Genomic DNA, 25,416 nt, shown 5'->3' with positions numbered 1-25,416 from the left:
TTCATTCCGCAAACGTAGGCTCGCGGCTGGTTTCCAGTCCTGCCTTCGTTCATGACACGCTTTCCCGATCTCCGCCTGGGGATACTGACCCTCGCCGCACTGATTGCATTGATGGCGTGGGACGCGACCGGCGCCGACCTGCTGCTGGCGCGCATGGCGGGCTCCCACCTCGGGTTTCCCCTGCGAGAGAACCCCTTCATGGTCCACGTCATGCATGAAGGCGCCCGCAACCTCAGCTGGGCCCTGGTGTTCCTGCTGTTCGCGGCGATCCGCTGGCCCTTCGGCGTGCTGCGCCGGCTCGACACCGGCTCCCGCGTGCAACTGGCCCTGACCGTGCTGGGCTCGGTGATCGCGGTCAGCATCCTCAAGCACGCGAGTCACACCAGCTGCCCCTGGGACCTGCAGGAGTTCGGCGGCGTGGCGCGTTATGTGTCGCATTGGTCGTGGGGCGTGGGCGACGGCGGCCCCGGCGGGTGCTTCCCGGCCGGCCATGCCTCGGCGGCCTTCGCCTACCTTGGCGGGTATTTCGTGCTGCGGCGGGCGTCGGCCCGCGCGGCGGCGATCTGGCTGTGGACGGCCATGGCGGCGGGCCTCGTGCTGGGCGTGGCCCAGCAACTGCGCGGCGCGCACTACATGAGCCACACCCTCTGGACCGCCTGGGTCTGCTGGACGGTGGGCTTCGTCATCGAGATGGCTGTCGCGCGCTTCGGCTCGCGCGCCTCGGGCAGGGCGGTTCCCGCGCATGCAGGCCCTTGATTTCGCGCTCTTCGGGCTGATCAACGCCGGCTCCACGGTGCAGCCGTGGAGCCTGGGCTTTGCCGAGTTCTGCTCCGATCTGCTGCCGGCCATGCTGACGCTGGCGATCGGCGTCTGCGCCTTGTTCAGCCGCCGCTGGCGCTATGCGCTGTTCACCGTGCTGCTGAGCGTGCTGGCCGCGTGGATCGCCGTGACCGTGATCCGCACGCTCGCGCCGATCCCCCGGCCCGCCTTCTACGGCCTGGGCATCCAGTGGGTGCCGCAGGGCGTGCGGCCGGGCTTCCCGAGCATGCATGCGGCCGGCACCTTTGCCGCGGCCTTCGCGCTGTGGTGCCTGCCGTCGCGCGTGCCCATGCTGGCAGCGCTGGTGGTGGCGGCCCTGGTGGCGTGGAGCCGGATGTACCTGGGCCTGCATTTCCCGTCCGACATCATGGCGGCGACCATGCTCGGCGCGCTGGTGGCGATCGTGGTGGAGCGCGGCGTCAGCCGGCCGCTGAGCCAGGCTGCATCGGGCGCCCTGGTGGCGCGGCGGCGGCGCTCGGCGAGATTGCGGCTGCGCAGGGCGGCGAGTCTGAACATGGACTGAAGGGGCAATTCAGCCTCGCTTCAGGCGGGCTAGTTACATTCGCGTGATGTCTGTTTCGCGAATTTCGCCTGTTCCCGTGCAACAGGCGGGTACTTCTGAGTCCCAAACACCACAGTTGCCCCCCCTCCGGCGCCCCGTGGACACGGTTCGACCTCTGGCTGCAGCGTCCGCGCTCGGCCGCCGCGGTCGTCCTCTGGCTCAGCCTCTACCTCGTACTGACCACGAACTGGCCGCTGTGGAACGAGCTGGCCCGCATCGGTGGTGCGCCCAGCAGTTACATGTCCACGGTCGTGTCGATGAGCCTGCTCACGCTGTGCGGCTCGGCGGCCATCCTGTCGTTCACGGCCTGGTCGCGCTGGATGAAGCCGCTGTGGCTCGTGGTGGTGGTGCTGGCCGCGGTGGTGCAGCACTACATGCTCGAGTACCGCGTGGTGATGGACCCCACCATGATCGCCAACGCGCTGCAGACCGACCCCAACGAGGCGCGCGACCTGCTGAGCTGGCGCATGGCCTTCAACGTGGCGGTGGTGGTGCTGCCGGCGGCCTGGCTGATCTGGCGGGTGCGCGTCGTGCCCATGCGCTTCCTGCCCAAGCTCGCGCGCAACGTGGGGCTGCTGCTGCTGTCCGTTGCCGTGGCCGTGGGCACGGCGGTGGCCATGAACCGCGAGCTGGCGCCGCTGATGCGCAACAACGTGCACCTGCGCTACATGATGAACCCGATCGCGTCGATCTATTCGACCGGATCGCTCTTCATCAAGCCTCTTTTCAAGCGCAGCGGCAAGCTGGTCTCCATCACCGCCGGAACGGCGCTGGGCGCGAGCTATGCCGCCCAGACCAAGCCGCCGCTCTTCGTGGTGGTGGTGGGCGAGACGGCGCGGGCCGACCACTTCGCGCTCAACGGCTACGCACGCGACACCACGCCGGAGCTCGCCAAGCGCGGCGTGCTGAGCTACCGCGAGGTGCGCTCCTGCGGCACCAACACCCTGGCTTCGGTGCCCTGCATGTTCTCGCCGCTGGGCAAGGAAGGCTACGAATCGCGCAAGGACGACTACGAAACCCTGGTCGACGTGCTGCAGGCCGCCGGCCTGGCCGTGTTCTGGCTCGACAACCAGGCCGGCTGCAAGGGCGTATGCGAGCGCATTCCCAATGCGTCGGCCTTCGCCGGGCTCGACCCCGCCACCAAGAAGGCGCTGTGCGATGGCGACGAGTGCCTCGACGACGTGATGCTCAAGGGCCTGGACGAGCGCATCGCCGCGCTGCCGGCAGAGCGCCGCGCCAAGGGCGTGGTGCTGGTGATGCACCAGATGGGTAGCCACGGCCCGGCCTACTACAAGCGCTCGGCACCCGACGTGAAGCGCTTCCTGCCCGAGTGCAAGACCAACGCGCTCGCCGACTGCGGCCATGCCGAGCTCATGAACGTGTACGACAACTCGATCGTGCAGACCGACCGCTTCCTCGGCCAGACCATCGACTGGCTCAAGGCGCAGTCGAAGCAGTACGACCCGGCGATGCTCTACGTCAGCGACCACGGCGAATCGCTCGGCGAGTTCGGCCTGTTCCTGCATGGCGTGCCGTACAGCTTCGCGCCCGATGCGCAGAAGCACGTGCCCATGGTCACCTGGTTCGGCGAAGGCATGAGCGAGCGGCGCAAGCTCTCGCGCTCGTGCATGGAAGCGGGGCTGGACGCACCGCTCACGCACGACAACCTGTACCACACGGTGCTGGGCGTGATGGACGTGACCACGCCGACCTACAAGCCCGCGCTGGACGCGCTGGCTTCCTGCCGCGGCAAGGGCTGAAGCAGCCTCAGCTCACTTCTTTTCGCGAGGCACCCGCCCCATCAGGAAGAACTCGCTGTTCGGCTGCATGCCGCTGAAGCTGGCCAGCCGGTTGCTCAGGCCGAAGAAGGCGGTGATGGCGGCGATGTCCCAGATGTCCTCGTCGTCGAATCCGTGGGCGTGCAGCGGGGGGAAGTCGCTCTCGTCGATCTCGTGCGAGCGTTCGCAGACCTTCATCGCGAAGTCGAGCATCGCGCGCTGGCGCGGCGTGATGTCGGCCTTGCGGTAGTTCACCGCCACCTGGTCCGCCACCAGCGGTTTCTTCTCGTAGATGCGCAGCAGCGCGCCGTGCGCCACCACGCAGTAGAGGCACTTGTTGGCCGCGCTGGTGGTGGTGACGATCATCTCGCGGTCGCCCTTGGTGAGCGAGCCTTCCTCCTTGAGCATGAGCGCGTCGTGGTACGCGAAGAAGGCGCGCCACTCGGCGGGGCGTCGCGCCAGGCCCAGGAACACGTTGGGCACGAAGCCGGCTTTCTCTTGCACGGCGAGGATCGCGGTGCGGATGTCTTCGGGCAGGTCTTTGAGTTCGGCGAGGGGGTAGCGCTCTGCGGCCATGTTGTCTCCGGTTCGGGTTGCCTTGATGGAGCCATCATAGGCAAGCCGCGCCGAAGACCGTGCAGCCGCTCCCGTTCTCTTGCTACTTGAGCGCCTTGCCTTGGGTCGCGCCCAGCGGCGTGTGCAGCTGCGAGCTCACCCACGAGCCGGTGTTGTCGTCGCGCCCCTGCAGCAGGTAGCGCGTGTCGGCCTTGCCGTAGTTCTGCACGGCCATGGCCGAGAACTTGCCGATGTCGGTCTTCGGGTCGCGCAGGCGGTTGACGATCAGCACCTTCTTCGTGTCGGCGAAGTCGGCCATCATGTTCTGGTCGCCTTCGCTGTCGCCGGCCACGAAGCTCGGGCCGTAGCCGTACTTGCTGACCAGGAAGCGCCGGATGTTCTTGGTCTTGCCCGGGCCCTGCGTCTGGTCGTAGCCGCGGCGGAACTCGGGCTGGATCACACCATTTGCGTCGCGTTCCAGCTCCATCGCGAGCACGCGCTCGGGCGGGTTGTTGTAGCCGAAGGCGGGGTTCGACGAGATCTCCTTGATCACGTCGACGAAGGAGGCCGAGCACACCCACACGTCGAAGCCAGCGTTGCGGAAGGCGGCGTAGAGCTGCTGCATCTCCGGCTGCAGGCGCAGGCCGTTCTTCCAGCTCACCGAGACCACGCCCGCACGTCCCGGCAGCGCGGCGGGCGAAGTCCACTTGACCTTGGCCACCGGCTCCTTCAGCTGCCAGGCCACGGTGTCGACCGTGAGCTTGCGCACCTGCGCCTCGGTCATGCCGGCGAAGAGGTAGGTGACCCACGGGTAGGCCGTGTCGTGGTCGAAGGTGTCGCCGATGGCCTCGTAGAGGTAGCGCACCTTGGTGGTGAACGCGCCGTAGTGCGGGCTCAACGCCACCACGGCCAACGATTGCTCGCCCTTCAGCCCCTTGTAGTTCTGGTAGAGCCACGTGTAGCTCGCAACGATGTCGGGCACCACGGCGTCGATGTTCACCGGCTGGCCGGCCGCGTTGTTGTACGCGGGCAGGAAGTCCTTCTTCGGGATGTTCCGGCGCAGCGCCACCTCGAGCTGCGCGGGCGTCGCGCCGAAGACCAGGTTCTCGAGCTGGTAGATGAGCGCGGCTTCCTCGATGTCGAGGAAGACGCTGGTGTTGTCCCAGTCGAACACCACGTACGGCGGCTTCGCGGCGTCATAGCCCGGGCTGCCCTTGCCGAGGCTGGCGATCAGGCCCTCGATCTGCGCGCGGTTGAAGGCGTCCCAGTTGGCGGGTGCGAGTACCGGGCCCTTGGTGGCCGTCAGGCTGGCGCAGCCGGTGGCTGCGAGTGCCGCGGCCAGCGGCGTGAGAAGGAGGAGGCGGCGTTGCATTGCGTTTTTCCTTTTTGAGTGAATGCGGTGTGCGAAAAGTCGTATTCGAAGTCGTGCGAAAGAGAGCCGCGAGCGTACGAAGCGCCTGTGACAGTTCCGGCCTTGCCGGCGGCGTTCAGCGCGAGATGGAAGGAGGCCGGCCCGGCTCGTCGAGCACCGCGAGGTCGCTCTCGTCCTTGAGCCCGACGCCCGTCAGGCCCCTGCGCAGGGACTCTCGCATCAGCCATGCCAGCTTGAACGCGGCCGCCTCGTAGGGCAGGCCTTCGGGGCGCACGTTGGAGATGCAGTTGCGCTCGGCGTCGTGCCGGCCGCGCTTGGGCGTGTGGGTCAGGTAGATGCCGAGGCTGTCCGGCGAGCTCAGGCCCGGGCGCTCGCCGATCAGCATGACGGAGAGTGCCGCGCCGAACAGCTCGCCCACCTCGTCGGCCAGCGCCACGCGCGCCTGCGTGGCGATGACCACCGGGGCGAAGCGGATGTCGGGCGGCAGGTGGGCGCGCAGCGCGGCCAGGAGGGGCACCGCGTGGCGCGCGACAGCCAGCGAGGAGAGCCCGTCGCCGATCACCACGCAGACATCGCAGCCGTAGCGCCGCTCGCCGAGCAGGCGGGTGGCGCAGTCCTCGTCGAGCTGGCGGCCGAGGTCGGGGCGGCGCAGGTATTCGGTGCGGTCCGCGGCGCGGCTGCGCGCGCGGGCCACTTCCCAGTGCTGTGCGGCGAGCGCTGCCTCGAGCGCATCCGCGTCGAGCGCGGCATGGATCGCGTCGCGCGCCATCGCATGGGCCCAGCCGAAGCGCAGCGTCTCGTCGGTGGGCATGCCCGAGCCGGCACGGCCCAGCGCGAGCCGCGCGGGCGTGGCCGAGCGCCATTGCGCCCACGGGTTGAGGGTGACGGGCGATTCGGGGCTGCTCATGACGCGAGTGCGGACAGCCCGCTCATGTCGGCCAGCAGCCGGTTGGAGGAAGAGGGCGAGGGCGGCGCCAGCCTGCCGGCCCCGTCGGTGATCTGCATGCGCTGCAGCCATGCCTCGAATTCGGGCGCGCGCTTGAGGCCCAGCGTGTCGCGCAGGAAGAGCGCGTCGTGGAAGGAAGTGCTCTGGTAGTTGAGCATCACGTCGTCCGCGCCCGGGATGCCCATGATGAAGTTGATGCCCGCCGTGCCCAGCAGCACGAGCAGCGTGTCCATGTCGTCCTGGTCGGCCTCGGCGTGGTTGGTGTAGCAGACGTCGCAGCCGATGGGCAGGCCCAGCAGCTTGCCGCAGAAGTGGTCTTCCAGCCCGGCGCGGATGATCTGTTTGCCGTCGTACAGGTACTCCGGCCCGATGAAGCCGACCACGGTGTTGATGAGAAAGGGCTTGTAGCGCCGCGCCAGCGCATAGGCGCGCGCCTCGCAGGTCTGCTGGTCGACGCCGAAGTTGGCGTTGGCCGACAGCGCGCTGCCCTGGCCGGTCTCGAAGTACATGACGTTGTCGCCCACGGTGCCGCGCTTGAGCGACAGCGCGGCGGCGTAGGCCTCGTCGAGCAGCTCGGGCGTCACGCCGAAGGAGAGGTTCGCCTTCTCGGTGCCCGCGATCGACTGGAACACCAGGTCGACCGGCGCGCCGGCTTCGGCGAGCTTGAGCGTGTTGGTCACGTGCGTGAGCACGCAGCTCTGCGTGGGAATCTCGAAGCGCTGGATGACCTCGTCGAGCATGTGCAGCAGGCGGCCGAGCACGGGCATGCTGTCGGAGGCGGGGTTGAGGCCGATCACCGCGTCGCCCGCGCCATAGAGCAGGCCGTCGAGCGTGGAGGCGGCCACGCCGCGCAGGTCGTCGGTCGGGTGGTTGGGCTGTAGGCGCACCGAGAGATGGCCGGGCAGGCCGATGGTGTCGCGAAAGCGCGTGACCACGCTGCACTTCTTGGCGACCGACACCAGGTCCTGGTTGCGCATGAGCTTCGAAACTGCCGCGGCCATCTCCGGCGTGAGGCCCGGTGCGAGCGCTGTGAGCGTGGCGGTGGTGGCCGCGTCGGACAGCAGCCAGTTGCGGAAGTCGCCCACCGTGAGATGCGACACCGGCGCGAAGGCCTGCGCGTCGTGGCTGTCGATGATGAGGCGCGTGATGTTGTCGCTCTCGTAGGGAATGAGCGCTTCGGTGAGGAACTGCCTGAGCGGCGTTTCGGCCAGCACGTGCCGCGCGGCCATGCGCTGCTGTGCGGTGGCCGCACCGATGCCCGCGAGGTAGTCGCCAGAGCGGGCCGGGCTTGCGAAGGCCATGACCTGGCGCAGGTCATCGAAGGCGAAGACCTGGCCGGCGATGGTGGTGCGATAGAGCATCTTCTGGAGGGGCCCGGTGTCAGGAGCCGGTGGTCCGGGAAGACAGCATCTCGTCGGGCGCTGCCGCATCGCGCTGCCCCGATGTCAGCAGGAAGTAGCCGTAGGCGGCGGCCATCAGCACGATGAACAGCAGCGTGAGCATGCCGTTGAACGACACCATCGCGCCCAGGCACACCACGCCGAGGCCCAGGGCGATGGCCGGGAACACGGGGTAGAAGGGCGCGCGGTAGGTGCGCAGCAGGTCCGGCTCGCTGCGGCGCAGCTTGAAGAGCGCGGCCATCGAGATCAGGTACATCACGATGGCGCCGAGCACAGCCATGGTCACGATGTTTGCCGTGAGCGTCTGGCCGCCGAACTGCACCCACTCGTCGCTGAAGATGGCGATGACGCCGATCACGCCGCCGGCCAGCAGCGCGCGGTGCGGCGTGTCGAAGCGCGGGCTCAGGCCGGCGAAGTAGCGCGGCAGGTAGCCCGCGCGCGCCAGCGCGAAGATCTGGCGCGAGTAGCCCATGATGATCCCGTGGAACGATGCGATCAGCCCGAAGAGGCCGATCCACACCAGCATGTGCAGCCAGCCGCTGCTCTCGCCCACCACGGCCTTCATGGCCTGCGGCAGCGGATCGTTGATGTTGGCGAGCTTGCGCCAGTCGCCCACGCCGCCCGCGAAGATCATCACGCCGAAGGCCAGCACTACCAGCGTGACGATGCCCGTTGTGTAGGCGATGGGAATGGTGCGGTGCGGGTCGCGCGCCTCCTCGGCCGCCATGGCCGCGCCCTCGATGGCCAGGAAGAACCAGATCGCGAACGGGATCGACGCGAAGATGCCCGCGATGGCCGCGCCGTTCAGCACGCTGCCGCCGGCCCAGCCGTTGGCCACGAAGTTCGCCATGGTCCAGCCCGGCGTGACCACGCCCATGAACACCAACAGCTCGACGATGGCCAGCACCGTCACGAAGAGCTCGAAGGCCGCGGCGATGCCCACGCCGATCCAGTTCAGCCCGATGAAGATCACGTACGCGCCGAGCGCGAACCACTTCGGGTTGATGCCCGGGAACTGCACGTTGAGGTATGCGCCGATGGCCAGCGCGATGGCCGGCGGCGCGAACACGAATTCGATCAGCGTCGCGAAGCCTGCGACGAAGCCGCCGTTGGGCCCGAAGGCGCGGCGCGCGTAGGCGAAAGGACCGCCCGCGTGCGGAATGGCGGTGGAAAGCTCGGTGAAGCTGAAGATGAAGGTGGTGTACATGGTCGCCACCAGCACCGTGGCGACCAGGAAGCCCAGCGTGCCGGCCGTGTTCCAGCCGTAGCTCCAACCAAAGTACTCACCCGATATGACGAGGCCCACCGCGATGCCCCAGAGCTGGACGGGGCCGAGCACCTTCTTGAGATGGCCTGTGCCTGCGGGGGCAGGCGATGCGGCCGTGCCGGCGGCGGTGGTGGAGTTCATGCGACTTCCTCTCTTCGTGAATGTTGACAGTGCACATTCGCCAAAGCAAGGGCCGTTCCACCAATGCGGCCGCGCATGAGGAGACCGGTATGGACCGCTGGCCATAATCGGGGTCTCCCAACCTTCGAGGTGTTCTGTGAAGTCTCTTTTCTGTGCCGCTCTCGTGTCCGTCCTTGCCATGCCCGCCGCGTTCGCGCAGTCCGCGCCCGTGACCACGTCCAGCGGCCTGGTCTACCAGTCGCTCAAGGAAGGCACCGGTGCATCGCCGGCGGCCACCGACGTGGTCAAGGTGCACTACCGCGGCACCTTCCCCGACAGCGGCAAGGAATTCGACAGCTCCTACAAGCGCGGCGAACCCACCGAGTTCCCGCTCAACGGCGTGATCCCGTGCTGGACCGAAGGCGTGCAGAAGATGAAGCCCGGCGGCAAGGCCAAGCTGACCTGCCCGCCTTCCATCGCATACGGCTCGCGCGGCGCCGGCGGCGTGATCCCGCCGAACGCCACGCTCAACTTCGAGGTCGAGCTGATCTCGGTCACGAAGCGCTGATCGTCAGATCTGCGCCATGCCGCCGTCGACGAACAGCTCGATGCCATTCACGAAGCTACTGTCGTCGGAGGCCAGAAAAACCACGGCCTTGGCGATTTCGTCAGGCGTGCCGACCCGGCCCAGCGGGATGTTCTGGGCCTGGCCCTCGATGAAGCCCTGCACCTGCTCCGGCGTGAGGCCCAGCAGTTCATGGGCGGGGGTCGGCACCACGCCGGGGCTCACGGCGTTCACGCGGATGCCGGCGTCCTTCAGGTCCACCGTCCAACTGCGTGCAAAGCTCCGCACAGCCGCCTTGGTGGCGCTGTAGACGCTGAAGGCCGGATTGCCCTTGATGCTGGTGATGGAGGCGTTCAGAACAATCGATGAGCCCTTGGGCATCAGCGGCAGCGCCTTCTGTACGGTGAAGAGCAGGCCGCGGACATTGGTGCCGAAGATCTTGTCGAAGTGCTCCTCGGTAATCTGACCCAGCGGCACAAGGCTGCCGCCGCCCGCGTTGGCGAACAGCACGTCGAGGCGGCCTTTTTCCTGCTTGATGGTGGCGTAGAGCCGGTCGAGGTCGTCGAGCTTCGACACGTCGCCGAGCACGCCTGTCACGTTGCGGCCGATGGTTTTCACGGCCGCGTCGAGTTCGGCCTGGCGGCGGCCGGTGATGAACACGTGCGCGCCTTCGGCCACGAAGCGTTGAGCGGTGGCCAGGCCGATGCCGCTGGTGCCGCCGGTGACGAGGGCGACCTTGTTGTCGAGCTTGAGGGTCATGACTACTTCCTTGGTTGTTGCCGCAGTGCAGCGTTGTCGGTTGGAAGAAGTTTGGGCGCGACCCCCACGCGGACCAAGACGGCGCGCGGGATTTGTCTATTCACGAATCGCCAACAATCCGGAGTTCGGAATCGGAAATCCGGCGGCAGGCCGGAAAGGCCATGGGCGTGTTTGCCCATGGCCTTTCCGACCGCCCGGCACCTGAGCGCCGAGCTTGGTTTCAACTTGGCTGGTACTGGTACAGCCAGGTTTCGGTGAGCGTCTGGTCGCCGTTCTTCAGGTACAGGCGCATGTCGATCGGTTCGTTGCCTTCGGGCGTGAAGTCGAACTGCGCGCGCCAGTGGCCCGGCACGCCGTTGGGCACGGCCTCGGCGAATACGTACGAGAACTTGCCCTTTGCCGCCGTCAGCACCACCTCGGGCTTCACGCCGAAGGGCACGGTCGTCAGCGGCTGGCCGATGAACTCCACCATGAACTTGCGCACGCCCTGCGGCCTCGGCTGGCCCGGCTGGCCGCCGCGGCCGATGCGCGTGGCCACGCAGCGCGCCAGCGGCGACGGGAAGGGCTCCTGGTCGGTCCAGTGCAGCCGGTACTGCAGGCTGTAGCTGGAGCCGGCCTTCGCGTCGGCCTTGGGCACCCAGAAGGCGACGATGTTGTCGTGGATCTCGTCGTCGGTCGGGATCTCGATGAGTTGCACCGAACCCTCGCCCCAGTCGCCCAGCGGTTCGATCCACAGGCTCGGGCGCTTCTCGTAGTTCACGCCGTCCTGGTAGTGGTCGAAGGCGCGGTCGCGCTGCAGCAGGCCGAAGCCGCGCGGCCTGGTGTCGGCGAAGGCCGATGCGCGCGTTTGCGTCGGGTTGTTGAGCGGGCGCCAGATGCGCTCGCCCGCGCCGTTCCAGATGGCCAGGCCGTCGGAGTCGTGCACCTCGGGGCGCCAGTCGATGGCGGTGGGCTTGATGGTTTCGGAGTACCAGTACATCGACGTGAGCGGCACCAGTCCCAGGCGGGCCACGTCCTTGCGCATGAACAGGCGCGCATCGATGTCCATGATGACGGCCTTGGTGCGCTGCATGACGAACTTGAACACGCCCGTCACGCTCGGCCCTTCGAGCAGCGCGTAGACCGTCATCGAGGTCGTGTTGCTGGCGGCCGGTGTCTCGAAGTAGAAGCGCGTGAAGTTCGGGAACTCCTCGGGCCGGTCGGGCACCGCCACGTCGAGCGCGATGCCGCGCGCCGAGAGGCCGTATTGGTAGAGCTCGCCGATGGCGCGGAAGTAAGAGGCGCCGAGGAAGGCCACCCAGTCGTTCTTCTGCCAGTCGAGCTTGCCCTGGTCGCCCAGGCGGCTTTCCTGAAGGCGGAAGCCGGCGAAGCCTGCGCCGGGCGGCAGCGAGCGCGCGGGGCTGTCGGGCGGCATCGAGAAGTAGGAGGGGCTGTAGAGCACCTCGCGCGCGAAGGCGTCGCCGTCGGTGTTCTCCAGAACGTTCATGCGTACCGGGGTCTGGAAGAAGCGCCCCAGATGAAAGAAGGTGACCGGGAAGGCGCCCGGGCCGTCGCGGAAGAGGGCGTTGGCCGGGTCGAACTTGATCTTGCCGTGCGCGTCGTAGTCGATGCGCTCGAGCACCTCGGGTGCCAGCGGCGCGGGTGCGGCATAGGGCTTGGCGGCCAGCGCCTTCGCCTGCGCGACCAGCGCGTCGAAGGAGAAGGGGGTGGGCTGGCTCAGTTGCAGGCCGTTGGCGGCCAGTGCCTCTTCGGGCAGTCCGAGGGCGGCGAGTGCGGCAGCGGCACCACCGGCGGCAAGGAAGGATCGGCGATCAAGCATGTGGTTCTTGAGGGTTGCGAATCTTGGGGAAGAGGGAGATGAGAGGAAGAAAAAGGCCGTCGAGGTCGGGTGGAAGGCGGGAACGATAGAGCATTCTCCGCCTCATCCCGCCCGATGCCCCGCTCGATGACCGGGAACACCCCCGAGCTTGGCACGGCCAGGCGGCTTGCCGCGTCAGCCAATCCGCGCAGCGCAGGCCGGACAAAGCCGGCAATCCGCCCCGTCTCCGGAAAATTGTGCCTTCATGTATCGGCGGTTTGGTCCGTTGCCGTCAGCGCGTAGAGCGCGTAGAGCGGCACGCCCAAGAACAGCATGACCATCGGCGCGAACAGCGTGTAGGGCAGGCCGAAGCCTTCGAGCACCCGGTAGGTGCCGTCGAGGCCCAGGCGCGGATGGGGCTGCGTCAGTTCGGCCGAGCGGCGGATGCCCCACTTGAATTCGGCCCCGGTCACGCGCACCGACGGATGCTGCCTGCCGCGCCCCACCGCCAGCCAGCACATCGCGTCGAAGGCCAGCACCGAGCCCGCAGGGGCGCGCTCGCCGAAGGTGGCGAGCACCGCCTGGACCTGCTCGGGCTCCAGGTACATCAGCACGCCTTCGGTGAAGAGGAACACCGGCTGCGCGTCGCGCTTGCCCGGCAGGCCCAGTTGCTCCCACCAATCGGAGGCGGTGAGGTCGAGTTCGCGCAGGTCGTGGCGCTCGCCGGGCTCGGGAAGCAATTCGCGGCGCAGTTCGAGCACCTCTGGCAGGTCGGCATCGGTCATGCGCGACTTGCCGTCGTCGAGCCACTGGAAGTAGTGGCTCAGGCCGCAGCCCATGTTCACGATGCGTGCGCCGGGGTGCAGCTTGAGGAAGTCCTGTGCCAGGCTGCGGAAGCGCCGGGTGCGCGAGAGGATGCCGTAGATGGTGGCCCGGTCTTCCGGCAGCGGGTCGCCCTCGTCGCGGATCTGTTCGAGGATGCCCGCGGCATATGCGTCGCGCACGGCCACCTGCGGGAACATCGTGTCGCCCGAGGCGCGCGCGGCCAGGGGAATCCGCAGGGTGGAGGGAACGGCGGACAGGCGGCGGACGGATTTGCGGGTGGTCATGAATGCTGAAGCTGCGCTTCGCGCAAAGTCTGGCCGCTCCGGCACCCCGGGGCAAGTCAGTCTTTGGTAGCGGTCGGCGGTGCGTGCCGGGCGTGATATGGGCCCGGGCGCGTACGTTCGACGTCAGTCGGCGGCTGGCTTGCCGCGCTGGCGCGCGAGATGCCGGTAGATCGTGCTGCGATGAATGCCCAGCCTGCGCGCGGCTTTCGCGACGTCGTGGTCGCAGGCCTTCAGCGCTTCGTCGAGGGCGTGGCGCGTCATCGCCTGCAGGGGAGCCGCCTGCGGCGGTTCCGACATCGGCGCCTGCCCGGCATGTGCCACGTGACCGCTCAACAGATGCGGCGGAAGCATGGCCGCCGTCACCGCATCACCCGCATCGGCCAGCGCCACGATGGAGCGCAGCGTGCTGCGCAGTTCGCGCACATTGCCGGGCCAGCGGTATGCAGCCAAGGCTTCCAGCGCGTCGGCCTCCAGCTGCAGATGCTTCGCCGCGCCGCCCGCTTCGAGGAACAGCCGCGAGATCAGCGCATGCCTGTCGTCGCGCTGCCTCAGCGCCGGCAGCGTGACGGTGAAGCCGGCCACCCGGTACATCAGGTCCGCACGAAAGCGGCCGGCCTCCACCAGCGAGGGCAGATGGCCGTGCGTGGCGCAGACCAGGTCGAAGTCCACCGGCACGCCCTGGCCGCCGCCCAGAGGGGTGACCACGCGTTCCTCCAGCACGCGCAGCAGGCGGGTCTGCAGGGCCAGCGGTATCTCCGCGATCTCGTCGAGAAACAGCACGCCGCCGTCGGCTTCGCGGATGCGGCCGGCCATGCCCTTGCGCCTGGCACCGGTGAAGGCGCCTTGCTCGTAGCCGAAGAGTTCCGACTCGATCAGCGTCTCGGGCAGCGAGGCGCAATCCACCGCGACGAAGGGACCTGCGCTGCGCCGGCTGGCGGCATGCAGCCGGCGCGAGAACACCTCCTTGCCGCTGCCGGTCTCGCCGTTGACCAGCACCGAGACGCCTTCGTTGAGCACCCGCACGGCCTTGTGCAGCAGCGGCTGCACGTCGTCGGTCTCGGCTGCGCCCTGCGATGGCACTGATGACACGCTGCGCCGCTGCGTCGCACGTGTGCTGCCCGGCGTGCTCGAGCGCTCCATCACCGTCGCGATCTGCCGCCCGCCCGGCAGTGTGAGCAGGCCGCGCCGGTACTCCATGCGCGGCCAGTTCGGGCCGAGGAAGTCGTCGGCGTCCAGGTCGAGCAGGTCTTTCCAGGAGCGGCCGAACAGCTCGAGCGCCACGCGGTTGGCCGCGACGATGCGGCCTCCCTCGATCACCATCAGCCCCTCGCGCGCCGTGCCGATCAGCGCCGGCCGCGCATGGAAGCGCAGCACGTGGCCGCCGGCCTCGGCCAGCAACATGCGGTGCTCGACCTGCTGCGCCGCCATGCGCACCAGTCCGAGCGCGTGCGTGTTCACGCGCACGGTTTCACCCGAGATGTCGAGCGCGCCCGCGAGCTCGCCGCGCCCGGTGAAGATCGGCGCCGCCGCGCAGCCGAGCCCGCCGTTCTGCTCCAGGTAGTGCTCGCCGCCCAGCACCATCAGCGCCTCGCGCTCGGCCAGCGCGGTGCCGATGGCGTTGGTGCCCCGATGGTGCTCCGACCATTCCACGCCCGGCTGCAGCGCAATGCGCTGGGCCTTGGGCAGGAAGTCGGGGCTGCCGATCTCCTCGAGGATGAGCCCGCTGGCGTCCGACAGGATCACCACGCAGCCGTTGCCTATCGCATGCTCGGCCAGGCCGTCGAGCTCGGGCTGCGCGCAGTTCAAGAGGCGCACGGCCTGCTCGCGCCTTTCGCTCAGCAGGGCGAGCGCCATCGGCTCGGGGTCGACGGCATGGTGGTCGACCGGGCGGCTGCGCTGCCAGGAGCGCGAGATGTGCGGCGCGATCCAGGGCGCAGGGTCGGCGCCCTGGCCGAAGAAGAGCTCCCGGGCCTGTGCCACTGCGATCGACGGCAACTGCGCCTGTGCACTCATGCGTGTCTCCGATGGTGTTTCGCCTTGTGCGACATCGTAGTCGCCATGTTCGCCGGAACATGTCGCAGATTGCGAATGAAAACCCGCTGCCGGGGCCGGCTTCCTCCGGCACGGCGCTCCGGGAATCTACCGATCCGGCCGGGTACGCGGCTTGCGCTTGAGCGTGCGGCCGCCGCATGTCGCGGTGCCATCACTCTGCACATGGAGACAACGTCATGGACATGCTCGAACCGGGCAAATTCGGTACCGCGGTGCCTTTCAAGAAGCGCTACGGCAACTACATCGGCGGCGAATGGGTCGCACCGGCGGAGAACCAGTATTTCGAGAACATCACGCCCGTCACCGGCAAGGTCTTCTGCGAGGTGCCTCGCTCCACCGCGGCCGACATCGAACGTGCGCTGGACGCCGCGCACAAGGCCAAGACTGCCTGGGGCCGCACCTCGACCACCGAGCGCGCGAACATCCTCAACAGGATCGCCGATCGCATGCAGGAGAACCTGGCCATCCTCGCGGCGGCCGAGACCTGGGACAACGGCAAGCCCATCCGAGAGACCACCGCCGCCGACCTGCCGCTGGCCATCGACCACTTCCGCTACTTCGCCTCGTGCGTGCGCTCGCAGGAAGGCGGCATCAGCGAGATCGACCATGAAACCTTCGCGTACCACTTCCATGAGCCCATCGGCGTGGTCGGTCAGATCATTCCGTGGAACTTCCCGATCCTGATGGCGGTGTGGAAGCTGGCGCCCGCGCTCGCGGCCGGCAACTGCGTGGTGATCAAGCCAGCCGAGCAGACGCCGGTGTCGATCCTGGTGCTGATGGAAGTGATCGGCGACCTGCTGCCGCCGGGCGTGCTGAACGTGGTCAACGGCTTCGGCGTGGAGGCGGGTAAGCCGCTGGCGTCGAGCAACCGCATCGGCAAGATCGCTTTCACCGGCGAGACCACCACCGGCCGGCTGATCTCGCAGTACGCGAGCCAGAACCTGATTCCGGTCACGCTGGAGCTGGGCGGCAAGTCGCCCAACATCTTCTTCGCCGACGTGATGGACAAGGACGACGCCTTCTTCGACAAGGCGCTCGAAGGCTTCGCGATGTTCGCGCTGAACCAGGGCGAGGTCTGCACCTGCCCGTCGCGCGCGCTGATCCAGGAGTCGATCTACGACCGCTTCATGGAGCGCGCACTCAAGCGCGTGGCCGCCATCAAGCAGGGCAGCCCGCTGGACATGGCCACCATGATCGGCGCGCAGGCCTCCAGCGAGCAGCTGGAGAAGATCCTGTCGTACCTCGACATCGGCAGGCAGGAGGGCGCGAGGGTGCTGATCGGCGGCGAGCGCCAGCAGTTCGAAGGCGACCTCGCCGGCGGCTACTACGTGAAGCCGACCGTGTTCAGGGGCAACAACAGGATGCGCATCTTCCAGGAAGAAATCTTCGGCCCGGTGGTCTCGGTCACCACCTTCAAGGACGAGGAAGAGGCGCTGGCGATTGCCAACGACACCCTCTACGGCCTCGGCGCCGGCGTGTGGAGCCGCGACATGAACCGCGCCTTCCGCATGGGCCGCGGCATCCAGGCCGGCCGAGTGTGGACCAACTGCTACCACCACTATCCGGCGCACGCGGCCTTCGGCGGCTACAAGCAGTCGGGCATCGGCCGCGAGAACCACAAGATGATGCTCGACCACTACCAGCAGACCAAGAACCTGCTGGTGAGCTACAGCGAGAACAAGCTGGGCTTCTTCTGATGAGCGGCAACGGCGAAGTCCTGCGCGTCACCGCGACCGATGCCGCGCTCGCGCTGATCGACAGGCTCGCCGCCAGGCACGGCCCGCTGATGTTCCATCAGTCGGGCGGCTGCTGCGACGGCAGCGCGCCAATGTGCTACGCCCTGGGCGAGTTCATCGTGGGCGACTACGACCGGCTGCTGGGGCACATCGGCGGCATGCCGTTCTACATCAGCGGGCCGCAGTTCGAGTATTGGCAGCACACGCAGCTGATCATCGACGTGGTGCCGGGGCGCGGCGGCATGTTCTCGCTGGAGGGGCCGCAGGGCGTGCGGTTCTTGACGCGCTCGCGGCTCTTCACCGACGAGGAGTGGGCGGTGCTGGAGGCCGGGGAGGCGAGCCGGACTCGTCGAGCCTGATCGGGTGGGGTCTCAGGCTCCGGCCGGGTGCAGGAGCTGTCGCACCAGCAGCTTCGCAGCAGGGGACAGGTCGGCCCCCGTCTTCGTCGCCATCAGCAGCCGCCGCGTGGCCCACACATCCCTGAGCCGCACGACCTTCAGGTCGAGCGCCTCCACCTGCGCCTTGCACGCCGCCAGCGGCACCACGCCGATGCCCAGGTTGGCGGCGATCATGTGGCACATCGCGTCGAAGCTGCGCACTTGCACGCGCAGGCGCATCGGGATGCCGGCCTGCTCGGCCGCGCGCGAAGTGAGTTCGAGCAGCGAGCTGCTGCGGTTCAGCCCCACGAACTCGTGCGCGAGGCAGCTCCTGAAATCCGTCTGCTTCACGCGGCTTCGCGCCAGCGGATGCTGCCTTGCGCACAGCACCACGAGCTCGTCGGTCTGGAAGGGCTGCACGTCGAGACCGTAGGCAGGGGTGTTCTCGGCGAACACGCCGACGTCTGCCAGCCCGTCGACGAGCGCGCGCACGATGTCGCCGCTGAGCTGCTCCTCGACCTCGACGCGGATGTCGGGGTGCTGCGCGAGGAAGGCCGCGAGCGTGGTGGGCAGGAACTCCGTCAGCGCCGACATGTTGGCCCACAGCCGAACATGGCCGCGCACGCCGCTCGAGTAGTCGCCGAGCTCGCTGCTGAACTGCTCGAAGCCCTGGAAAAGCCGCATCGCATGCTGCATCGCCACATGGCCCGCGGGCGTGAGGGCTATGCCTTGCGAACTGCGCTCTAGCAGCTTCGATCCGGTGGCCGCTTCGAAATCGGAGAGCCGCCTGCTCGCCGCCGAGAGCGCGAGGTGGCATGCCTCCGCGCCCTTGGTGATGCTGCCGGATTGCGCGACAGCGCAGAACAGGCGAAGCGTCACGAAATCGACACGCGCGGGATTGATGGTGCTGGCCATCGGCGGATTCTAGGGAGAGCCGAGGGCGCCCCTTCGCATTTCGCGAAGAGGTGCTGCCGCCAAAGCAATTCCGCATTCCGCGATCCGTTCCTAGAGTCGGGGCCAGCCCAACCAAGGAGACGGACGCGGACATGAATGCACTCGAAGGCCTGAAGGTGCTGGAGCTCGGCCAGCTCATCGCCGGACCCTTCGCCGGCAAGACGCTGGCGGAGTTCGGCGCCGACGTGATCAAGGTCGAGTCGGCCGGCGTCGGCGATCCGCTGCGCAAGTGGCGGCTGCTGCGCGACAACGGCACCTCGGCGTGGTGGGAGGTGCAGTCGCGCAACAAGCGCTCGGTGTGCCTGGACCTGCGCAGCACCGAAGGTCAGGAGGCCGTGCGCGCACTGGCGGTCGAGGCCGACGTGCTGATCGAGAACTTCAAGCCCGGCACGCTCGAAGGCTGGGGCCTGGGCTGGGAAGAGCTGCATGCGCTGAACCCGCGTCTCATCATGCTGCGCATCTCGGGCTACGGGCAGACAGGGCCCTATCGCGACAAGCCCGGCTTCGGCGTGCTCGGCGAATCGATGGGCGGCCTGCGCTACCTGAGCGGCGAGCCGGGGCGGGTGCCGGTGCGCGTGGGTGTGTCGCTGGGTGACACGCTGGCGGCGCTGCATGGCGTGATCGGCGTGCTGACTGCGCTGCACCACCGCACCGTCCATGGCGGCGAAGGGCAGTTCATCGACGTGGCGCTCTACGAGTCGGTGTTCAACGTGATGGAAAGCCTGCTGCCGGAGTACGACGCGTTCGGAGCCGTGCGCGAGCGCGCCGGCAGCGCGCTGCCCGGCATCGCGCCGACCAACGCCTACCGCTGCGCAGACGGCCACTACGTGCTGGTGGCCGGCAACGGCGACAGCATCTTCCGGCGCCTGATGCGCGCCATCGGCCGCGAAGACCTGGAAAACGACCCCGGGTTGCTTCATAACGACGGCCGCGTGCTGCGCGTGGAGGAGATCGACGCCGCCATCGAGGCGTGGACGCTGCAGCGCAGCCGCGACGAGGTGCTGGCCGCGCTCGATGCGGCGGGCGTGCCGGTCGGTCGCATCTACACGGTGGCCGACATCGCGAGCGACCCGCAATACCTGGCGCGCGGAATGATCGTGGAAGCACCGACTTCCGACGGCTCCACGCTCAAGGTGCCGGGCGTGGTGCCCAAGCTCAGCGCCACGCCGGGCCGCATTGCGCACCCCGCGCCGCGGCTGGGCGAGCACGATGGCGATCTGCGCGGCGGCGGATGGCCCGTGCGCCGCAGCGAAGGAGTGGCGGCATGAAGGCGGGCAACGGCACGCGGCTTTTCATCAACGAGGTCGCCACGCGCGACGGCTTCCAGATGGAGAGCCGCTTCATCCCCACGGAGGACAAGATCGCGCTGATCGACCGGCTCAGCGGCCTGGGCTACGCGAAGATCGAAGTCACGTCGTTCACCTCGGCGAAGGCGATTCCCGCGCTGCGCGACGGCGAGGAGGTGATGAATCGCATCGCCCGCCGCCCCGGCGTGGTCTACACAGCGCTGGTGCCCAATGTGCGCGGTGCGGAGCGCGCGCTGGAAAGCCGCATCGACGAGTTCAACATCGTCATGTCCGCGAGCGAAACGCACAACCTCGCCAACCTGCGGATGACGCGGGAGCAGTCGTTCGCGCAGCTGGCCGGCGTGATCGGGCTGGCGAAGCAGGCTGGCGTGCCGGTGAACGTGTCGCTCTCATGCGTGTTCGGCTGCCCGATGGAGGGCGAGGTGCCGCTGGCTTCCGTGCAGGACTGGATCGACCGCTTCGCCGCGCTGGAGGTGCAGGGCATCACGCTGTGCGACACCACGGGCATGGCCTATCCCACGCAGGTGGGCGAGATCTGCGAAGCGGTGATGGCGAGTCATCCGGCGCTGCAATGGACGGCCCACTTCCACAACACGCGCGGCATGGGGCTGGTGAACACGGTGGCGGCGGTGGAGGCCGGCATCCGCCGGCTCGACATGTCGCTCGGCGGCATCGGCGGCTGTCCCTACGCGCCCGGCGCGACCGGCAACGTGGCGACCGAGGACGTGGTCCACATGCTGCAGTGCATGGGCTACGACACCGGCATGGATCTCGCGGGCCTTATCGGCACCGCGGTGGCGCTGGAGGCGCTGCTGCAGCACGATCTGCCCGCCCAGGTTTCGCGCGCCGGCCATCGGCTGAAGCGGCATGCGCCGCCGCTGGATTTCAACGACATCGTGGCTCGCGCACGGGAGCGCGGGCACGCACCGAAGGAGCTGCAGCCATGATCGACCACCTGGACCACCTCGTGCTGACCACCGCGCACGAAGAAGCCTGCATCCGCTTCTACGTCGACGTGATGGGCATGTCTCTGGAAAGCTTCGGCGCCGGGCGCAAGGCCTTCCGCTTCGGCAACCAGAAGATCAACCTGCATGTGAAGGGCCACGAGTTCGAGCCCAAGGCGCAGCTGCCCACGCCCGGCTCGCTGGACCTGTGCTTCATCGCCAGCGTGCCGCTCGACGAAGTCATTGCCCGTCTTGCCGAGCAGGGCGTGCCGATCCTCGAAGGGCCGGTGATGCGCACGGGCGCGACCTCGCGCATCCGCTCGGTCTATGTGCGCGACCCCGATCTCAACCTGATCGAGATCTCGGAGCTGTCGCCCTGAGGGCGAGGCGCCGAAGACAGCCAGCAAATACAAAACCACCGGAGACAAACCATGAAACCCATCCACCGCCTGATCGCGGTCGGCCTCGCGCTGTCCGCTTCGGCTGCGGGCGCTGCCGACGCCTGGCCCTCGAAACCGATCACGATGGTCGTGCCGACCGCGCCGGCGGGCTCGACCGACATCATGGCGCGCCTCGTCGGTGAGCCCCTGCAGCGCGCGCTGGGCCAGCCCGTCGTGGTCGACAACAAGCCCGGCGCGAGCGGCAACATCGGCACTGAGTTCGTGGCGCGCGCCGCGCCCGACGGCTACACGCTGCTGATGCAGTACTCGGGCTACCACGTGGGCAACCCGTCGCTCTACCCGAACATCAAGTGGAGCCCCACCAAGGACTTCGTGCCGGTGGCGATGGTGATGCGCGCGCCGCACGTGGTCGCGGTGAGCGGCAAGCTGCCGGTGAAGTCGATGAAGGAGCTCATCGAGTACGGCAGGAAGAAGGAGGGTGGGCTGTTCTATGCCTCCTCGGGCAACGGCTCGATCCAGCACATCGCGGGCGAGCTGCTGTCGCGGCAGGCGAAGCAGGCGATGACTCACGTGCCTTACAAGGGCTCGGGGCCGGCGATCAACGACCTGATCTCGGGCAACGTGGACATGTTCATCACCACGCCGCCCTCCGTCATCGGCCACTTCGCGGGCGGGCGCATCAGGCCGCTGGCGTACACGGGCAGCAAGCGTCATCCGTCGATGCCCGACGTGCCAACCTCGGCCGAGGCGGGGTTGCCGGGCTACGAGGTCGAGTCGTGGTTCGCGGTGTTCGCGCCTGCGAAGACGCCGCCGGAAGTCGTCAACAGGCTCGGCGCCGAACTGCGCAAGATCGTGGAGAGCGAGGCCTTCCGCAGGAAGGTGGACGAGCAGGGCGCCTTCGCCACCTACATGGACTCGCCGACGCTCGCGAAATTCGTCGACCAGGAACTGGCGACCTGGTCGAAGGTGATCAAGTCGGCGGACATCAAACCCGATTGATTCCGGGCGCGGCTAGCTACAGCCTGACGTTGATGATCGACAGGATGATCGCGGACAGCGTCATCGCGACCGGCAGCTGCCGCACCGCGAGCGCATGGGCGCGGGCGACCGAGGCCTGGGTCTGCAGCAGGAGGCTGCGTTCGGAATGGATGGGTGTGGACATTTCGGACTCCTGTGTGTTGCGGGCTTCTTGCCCCGGATGGCCTCCACGATAGGCCTCGCGGCGCGCTGCGGCACAGGCGTTTCGTCGACACGGCGTTTCCGTTTTCGCAACGATGGGGCGGCCGCCGAGCGGAACTTCGGCCGGGGCTTACGAGTCGGCGAGCTCGCTGATCAGCCCGCGATCAGCTTCTGAACCAGCTCCGCCGTGGTCGCGGCCGAGTACTTGCGCATCAGCCGCGCGCGGTGGAGTTCGACGGTGCGGTGGCTGATGCCCAGCGCCTTGCCGATCTCCTTCGAGGTCAGCCCGCGCATCACCTGCGCCGCCACCTCGCGCTCGCGCGGCGTGAGCTCGGCCTTGACTGCGCGGCGCGAGCCCAGGTCCTCGAAGGTCCAGATGCCGGCCTCGTGGGGGGCGTCGCGGTTCATGGCGTGGCCGGTGACGTGGCACCAGAAGGTCTCGTCGGCGATGGCGCCGTGCAGGCTGCCCAGCCGCTTCATCATGCGGTTGTCGGCGTAGTGCCCGCTGGCGTTGAGAAACGGCTCCATGCGCTTGCCGATGCGCTCGAACTCGGCCACGCTGGGGTAGAGGATGCTGAACGAATGCCCGACCAGCGCGGAGGGCGTTGCTCCAAAAATCTCGCAAACGCGCAGGTTGCACGCCACGATGGTGCGGTTGCTCGACACCACCATGCCGACGGGGGCGTGTTCAAACGCCAGCCGGTAATCGATCTCGGGCATCGGGGGTCTCCATTACGAAATACTACGTATGCGAGTAGGTAGTATCGTTCAGGGGTTTCCCCACCCTTTCTCACCCACTTTCATTCATCCATCGAGGAGCTCGAGTGAACAAGATTTTTCCCACCGCTGACGCGGCACTCAAGGGGATCGTCGCCGACGGGCAGATGCTCGCGGTCGGCGGCTTCGGCCTCTGCGGCATTCCGGAAGCGCTGATCGACGCGCTCAAGGACTCCGGCGTGCAGAACCTCACCGTCATCTCCAACAACGCGGGCGTCGACGGCTTCGGTCTCGGCAAGCTGCTGGAGACGCGCCAGATCAAGAAGATGATCGCGTCCTACGTCGGCGAGAACAAGGAGTTCGAGCGCCAGTACCTCGCGGGCGAGTTGGCCCTGGAGTTCACGCCCCAGGGCACGCTGGCCGAGAAGCTGCGCGCCGGCGGCGCGGGCATTCCGGCCTTCTTCACCAAGACCGGCGTGGGCACCCAGGTCGCCGAAGGCAAGGAACTGCGCGAATTCGACGGCGAAACCTATGTGATGGAACGCTCGCTGGTGCCCGACGTGGCGCTGGTGAAGGCCGACGTGGCCGACAAGTCGGGCAACCTGCGCTTCCGCCTCACGGCGCGCAACTTCAACCCGGCCGCCGCCATGGCCGGCAAGATCTGCATCGTCGAGGTCGAGAAGATCGTGGAAGTGGGCGAGCTGGCCCCCGACGACATCCACCTGCCGGGCATCTACGTGCACCGCATCGTGCTCAACGCCAACCCCGAGAAGCGCATCGAGAAGCGCACCGTGAGCGCATCGGTCGATGCCGCGGCCGCCAAGGTCGAGGCGCAGACCGCCATCGCCGCCGCGGCAGCAGCCGGCAGCGAAGTGCCTGCCAAGGTCGTCAACAAGAAAGAAGGAGCCTGAGATGCCCTGGACCCAAGACCAGATGGCGGCCCGCGCCGCCCAGGAACTCGAGGACGGCTTCTACGTCAACCTCGGCATCGGCATCCCGACGCTGGTGGCCAACCACACCGGCGACAAGGAAGTGTGGCTGCAAAGCGAGAACGGCATGCTCGGCATCGGCCCATTCCCCACTGAAGACCAGGTCGACGCCGACCTGATCAACGCCGGCAAGCAGACCGTGACCACGCTGCCGGGCTCGGCCATCTTCGGCAGCCATGACAGCTTCGCGATGATCCGCGGCGGCAAGATCAACCTGTCGATCCTCGGCGCCATGCAGGTCAGCACCAAGGGCGACCTCGCCAACTGGATGATCCCCGGCAAGATGGTCAAGGGTATGGGCGGCGCCATGGACCTCGTGGCCGGCGTGAAGCGCGTGATCGTGCTGATGGAGCACGTCGCCAAGAAGAAGGACGGCACCGAGGATCTGAAGATCCTCGAGAAGTGCACCCTGCCGCTGACCGGCGTGGGCGTGGTCGACCGCATCATCACCGACCTGGCCGTGATGGACGTGGTGCCTGAGGGCCTGAAGGTGGTCGAGCTGGCGCCGGGCGTCACCTTCGATGGGCTGCAGGCGAAGACGGGCGCGAAGCTGATCCAGTAAGGGCGGCATCGACACTGCAGTACGCAAGGGCCGCTTTCGCGGCCCTTTGTCATGAGGGGTGAGACACTGGGCGCATGGCTTACCTCGACCTCGAAAATCTGCGCACCATTTTTCTCGACGACGAGGCGCTGCGCGTGCGGCGCCTGCAGCGGCAGTCCTGCGGTTCGCTCCAGATCACGAGCGGCCGCATCGTGGCTTGCGATCCGCTGGTGCAACCCGAACGCCCGCCGTTCGTGCGCAGCGTCTCCGGCCGAGGCGCTTTCTCCGCGGAGGTGCTTCAGCATGAAGGCCGGCATGCGCTGGCAGTGCTCTGGCTGCGCGATCGCGGCGTACTGCAGCCTGCAGACCTGCATTGGGAACCTGCGCTGCTCGATGGCCAGTCGCAGGACGAGTTGGGCGACGACGAGTTCTACGGCTACCCGGTCGACGCAGGCGTCGGCTGCTTCATGGACGCCGACTGCGCGACCGCCATCGCCGAGCGCGAGGCGCGCGAAACCTCGGCCAATCCCGACTACGGCAGCTACTACGACGACGTGCTCGACGAGGAACTGGGCTCCAAGGACATGGCGGACCACTATCCGCTGGGCGAGGGCAGCGCCAACAACGTGCTGATCTTCAGTTCGGGCTGGGGCGACGGCAGCTATCCGAGCTTCTGGGCGCTCGATGCCGCCGGCGAGCCCGTGGCGCTGGTGACCGACTTCATGACGATGCAGGGCGGCGATGCGCGCAGCGAGGACGACAAGCGCGACGATGCCTATCTGGCGAGCCTCTCGCCCGAGAGGCTCGCGGCGCTCGAAGCCCTTGGCGCAGCGGCGATCAAGGGCGACGTGGACGTTGTCCGGTCCGTGCTGGACGGAGGCCTTGCAGGAGCCAACGACATCATTCCATCGCTGGGCGAGACGGCGCTGACGAGCGCGATCCGCATGAACCGGCTCGAAGCCTTGCGCGTGCTGTTGGGTACTGCACCGTGTCCCGCCATGCCTGAGCAGTTGCGCATTGAAGGCAAGGCGGAAAGCTATCTGGCCTTTGCACGATGGCTCAAGAAGCCGCGCGTGCCGGGGTTGATCGAACTGCTCGAAAGCGCAGAGCCCGCCGCAGCCGCCGAGCCCGCCGAGAAGAAGAGCCTCTGGAAGCGCTTCTTTTCGTGA

The 25,416-nt window shown here is 67.8% G+C and carries 25 protein-coding genes; 13 read left to right on the top strand and 12 right to left on the bottom strand.

The features are described 5' to 3' along the window. Positions 1-51: 51 nt before the first annotated feature. The 3 genes from ACHMXA_RS21680 to ACHMXA_RS21670 are packed head-to-tail and all read left to right on the top strand — an operon-like array spanning position 52 to position 3,141. Positions 52-756 (top strand): phosphatase PAP2 family protein, encoded by a 705-nt coding sequence (locus ACHMXA_RS21680; protein ID WP_176666903.1) that lies wholly within the window; start codon positions 52-54, stop codon positions 754-756. Next, positions 743-1,342 carry a phosphatase PAP2 family protein gene (locus ACHMXA_RS21675; protein WP_176666902.1) on the top strand — a complete coding sequence of 200 codons (600 nt, stop codon included), beginning with the start codon at positions 743-745 and terminating at the stop codon, positions 1,340-1,342. Before ACHMXA_RS21680 ends, ACHMXA_RS21675 begins: the two co-directional genes overlap by 14 nt. Before the next feature lie 50 nt (positions 1,343-1,392). Next, on the top strand, positions 1,393-3,141 hold the full coding sequence (locus ACHMXA_RS21670; RefSeq protein WP_395321345.1) for a phosphoethanolamine transferase: 1,749 nt from the start codon (positions 1,393-1,395) through the stop codon (positions 3,139-3,141). A 12-nt stretch (positions 3,142-3,153) separates the two neighbouring features. Here the strand turns inward: ACHMXA_RS21670 and ACHMXA_RS21665 are convergent, their stop codons facing one another. From ACHMXA_RS21665 to eat, 5 genes are all read right to left on the bottom strand, one after another. After that, positions 3,154-3,735 carry a peroxidase-related enzyme gene (locus ACHMXA_RS21665; RefSeq protein WP_176666900.1) on the bottom strand — a complete coding sequence of 194 codons (582 nt, stop codon included), beginning with the start codon at positions 3,733-3,735 and terminating at the stop codon, positions 3,154-3,156. Between the two features lie 82 nt (positions 3,736-3,817). Beyond that, positions 3,818-5,086, bottom strand: coding sequence for an HAD family hydrolase (locus ACHMXA_RS21660; RefSeq protein ID WP_176666899.1), 1,269 nt, complete (start codon positions 5,084-5,086; stop codon positions 3,818-3,820). Between the two features lie 115 nt (positions 5,087-5,201). Next, positions 5,202-5,993: an ethanolamine ammonia-lyase subunit EutC gene (gene eutC / locus ACHMXA_RS21655; protein ID WP_176666898.1), complete on the bottom strand. Its 792-nt coding sequence runs from the start codon at positions 5,991-5,993 to the stop codon at positions 5,202-5,204. Next, positions 5,990-7,393: an ethanolamine ammonia-lyase subunit EutB gene (locus ACHMXA_RS21650; protein WP_176666897.1), complete on the bottom strand. Its 1,404-nt coding sequence runs from the start codon at positions 7,391-7,393 to the stop codon at positions 5,990-5,992. Before ACHMXA_RS21650 ends, eutC begins: the two co-directional genes overlap by 4 nt. A 19-nt stretch (positions 7,394-7,412) precedes the next feature. Then, positions 7,413-8,840: an ethanolamine permease gene (eat, locus tag ACHMXA_RS21645; RefSeq protein WP_176666896.1), complete on the bottom strand. Its 1,428-nt coding sequence runs from the start codon at positions 8,838-8,840 to the stop codon at positions 7,413-7,415. Between the two features lie 178 nt (positions 8,841-9,018). On the opposite strand from eat, the gene ACHMXA_RS21640 reads away from it, so the two are divergent. Then, positions 9,019-9,387, top strand: a complete 369-nt coding sequence (locus ACHMXA_RS21640) for an FKBP-type peptidyl-prolyl cis-trans isomerase (RefSeq protein ID WP_176666895.1) — start codon at positions 9,019-9,021, stop codon at positions 9,385-9,387. A 3-nt stretch (positions 9,388-9,390) separates the two neighbouring features. Here ACHMXA_RS21640 and ACHMXA_RS21635 read toward each other — a convergent pair whose 3' ends face one another. The 4 genes from ACHMXA_RS21635 to ACHMXA_RS21620 form a co-directional block, all read right to left on the bottom strand. Further along, the gene (locus ACHMXA_RS21635) at positions 9,391-10,143 is read right to left on the bottom strand and encodes an SDR family NAD(P)-dependent oxidoreductase (RefSeq protein ID WP_176666894.1); all 753 of its coding nucleotides are present in this window, start codon (positions 10,141-10,143) and stop codon (positions 9,391-9,393) included. A gap of 220 nt (positions 10,144-10,363) precedes the next feature. Then, entirely contained in the window at positions 10,364-11,962 is a 1,599-nt protein-coding gene (locus ACHMXA_RS21630; RefSeq protein WP_176666893.1) for a glucan biosynthesis protein, read from the bottom strand. Between the two features lie 242 nt (positions 11,963-12,204). Then, positions 12,205-13,050, bottom strand: a complete 846-nt coding sequence (locus ACHMXA_RS21625; protein WP_176666892.1) for a class I SAM-dependent methyltransferase — start codon at positions 13,048-13,050, stop codon at positions 12,205-12,207. 123 nt (positions 13,051-13,173) lie between these two features. Further along, positions 13,174-15,063: a sigma-54-dependent Fis family transcriptional regulator gene (locus ACHMXA_RS21620; RefSeq protein ID WP_176666891.1), complete on the bottom strand. Its 1,890-nt coding sequence runs from the start codon at positions 15,061-15,063 to the stop codon at positions 13,174-13,176. Positions 15,064-15,278: 215 nt separating this feature from the next. Here ACHMXA_RS21620 and adh point away from each other — a divergent pair, with 215 nt between their 5' ends. Together adh and ACHMXA_RS21610 are read left to right on the top strand one after the other, a co-directional pair. After that, positions 15,279-16,799, top strand: coding sequence for an aldehyde dehydrogenase (adh, locus tag ACHMXA_RS21615; protein ID WP_176666890.1), 1,521 nt, complete (start codon positions 15,279-15,281; stop codon positions 16,797-16,799). Next, positions 16,799-17,197 carry a DUF779 domain-containing protein gene (locus ACHMXA_RS21610; protein WP_395316347.1) on the top strand — a complete coding sequence of 133 codons (399 nt, stop codon included), beginning with the start codon at positions 16,799-16,801 and terminating at the stop codon, positions 17,195-17,197. Before adh ends, ACHMXA_RS21610 begins: the two co-directional genes overlap by 1 nt. A 12-nt stretch (positions 17,198-17,209) precedes the next feature. Here the strand turns inward: ACHMXA_RS21610 and ACHMXA_RS21605 are convergent, their stop codons facing one another. Next, entirely contained in the window at positions 17,210-18,130 is a 921-nt protein-coding gene (locus ACHMXA_RS21605; protein WP_176666888.1) for a LysR family transcriptional regulator, read from the bottom strand. A 131-nt stretch (positions 18,131-18,261) separates the two neighbouring features. Between ACHMXA_RS21605 and ACHMXA_RS21600 the strand changes: the two genes are divergently transcribed. From ACHMXA_RS21600 to ACHMXA_RS21585, 4 genes are read left to right on the top strand one after another with little or no spacing between them, the layout of a single operon-like run. Next, entirely contained in the window at positions 18,262-19,437 is a 1,176-nt protein-coding gene (locus ACHMXA_RS21600) for a CaiB/BaiF CoA-transferase family protein (RefSeq protein ID WP_176666887.1), read from the top strand. Further along, positions 19,434-20,423, top strand: coding sequence for a hydroxymethylglutaryl-CoA lyase (locus ACHMXA_RS21595; protein ID WP_176666886.1), 990 nt, complete (start codon positions 19,434-19,436; stop codon positions 20,421-20,423). Before ACHMXA_RS21600 ends, ACHMXA_RS21595 begins: the two co-directional genes overlap by 4 nt. Then, the gene (locus tag ACHMXA_RS21590; RefSeq protein WP_395316346.1) at positions 20,420-20,800 is read left to right on the top strand and encodes a VOC family protein; all 381 of its coding nucleotides are present in this window, start codon (positions 20,420-20,422) and stop codon (positions 20,798-20,800) included. The genes ACHMXA_RS21595 and ACHMXA_RS21590 overlap by 4 nt, the downstream gene beginning before the upstream one ends. A 51-nt stretch (positions 20,801-20,851) precedes the next feature. Then, positions 20,852-21,820 carry a Bug family tripartite tricarboxylate transporter substrate binding protein gene (locus ACHMXA_RS21585; protein ID WP_395316345.1) on the top strand — a complete coding sequence of 323 codons (969 nt, stop codon included), beginning with the start codon at positions 20,852-20,854 and terminating at the stop codon, positions 21,818-21,820. 16 nt (positions 21,821-21,836) lie between these two features. On the opposite strand, the gene ACHMXA_RS21580 is transcribed toward ACHMXA_RS21585, so the two are convergent. Continuing rightward, positions 21,837-21,983, bottom strand: coding sequence for a hypothetical protein (locus ACHMXA_RS21580; RefSeq protein WP_176666883.1), 147 nt, complete (start codon positions 21,981-21,983; stop codon positions 21,837-21,839). A gap of 170 nt (positions 21,984-22,153) precedes the next feature. Continuing rightward, positions 22,154-22,720, bottom strand: coding sequence for a LuxR C-terminal-related transcriptional regulator (locus ACHMXA_RS21575; RefSeq protein ID WP_395316344.1), 567 nt, complete (start codon positions 22,718-22,720; stop codon positions 22,154-22,156). A gap of 104 nt (positions 22,721-22,824) precedes the next feature. Between ACHMXA_RS21575 and ACHMXA_RS21570 the strand changes: the two genes are divergently transcribed. The 3 genes from ACHMXA_RS21570 to ACHMXA_RS21560 all read left to right on the top strand — a co-directional run bounded on the left by ACHMXA_RS21570 (position 22,825) and on the right by ACHMXA_RS21560 (position 25,416). Continuing rightward, the gene (locus ACHMXA_RS21570) at positions 22,825-23,628 is read left to right on the top strand and encodes a CoA transferase subunit A (RefSeq protein WP_176666881.1); all 804 of its coding nucleotides are present in this window, start codon (positions 22,825-22,827) and stop codon (positions 23,626-23,628) included. A 1-nt stretch (position 23,629) separates the two neighbouring features. Continuing rightward, positions 23,630-24,268 carry a 3-oxoacid CoA-transferase subunit B gene (locus ACHMXA_RS21565; protein WP_395316343.1) on the top strand — a complete coding sequence of 213 codons (639 nt, stop codon included), beginning with the start codon at positions 23,630-23,632 and terminating at the stop codon, positions 24,266-24,268. A gap of 74 nt (positions 24,269-24,342) precedes the next feature. Further along, complete coding sequence (locus ACHMXA_RS21560; RefSeq protein WP_395316342.1) at positions 24,343-25,416, top strand: DUF4241 domain-containing protein; 1,074 nt, start codon at positions 24,343-24,345, stop codon at positions 25,414-25,416.

This window comes from Variovorax sp. UC74_104, assembly GCF_044055375.1.
In the GTDB taxonomy this organism is placed as follows: Bacteria; Pseudomonadota; Gammaproteobacteria; order Burkholderiales; family Burkholderiaceae_C; genus Variovorax.
This window is presented reverse-complemented; position numbering and strand designations above follow the sequence as displayed.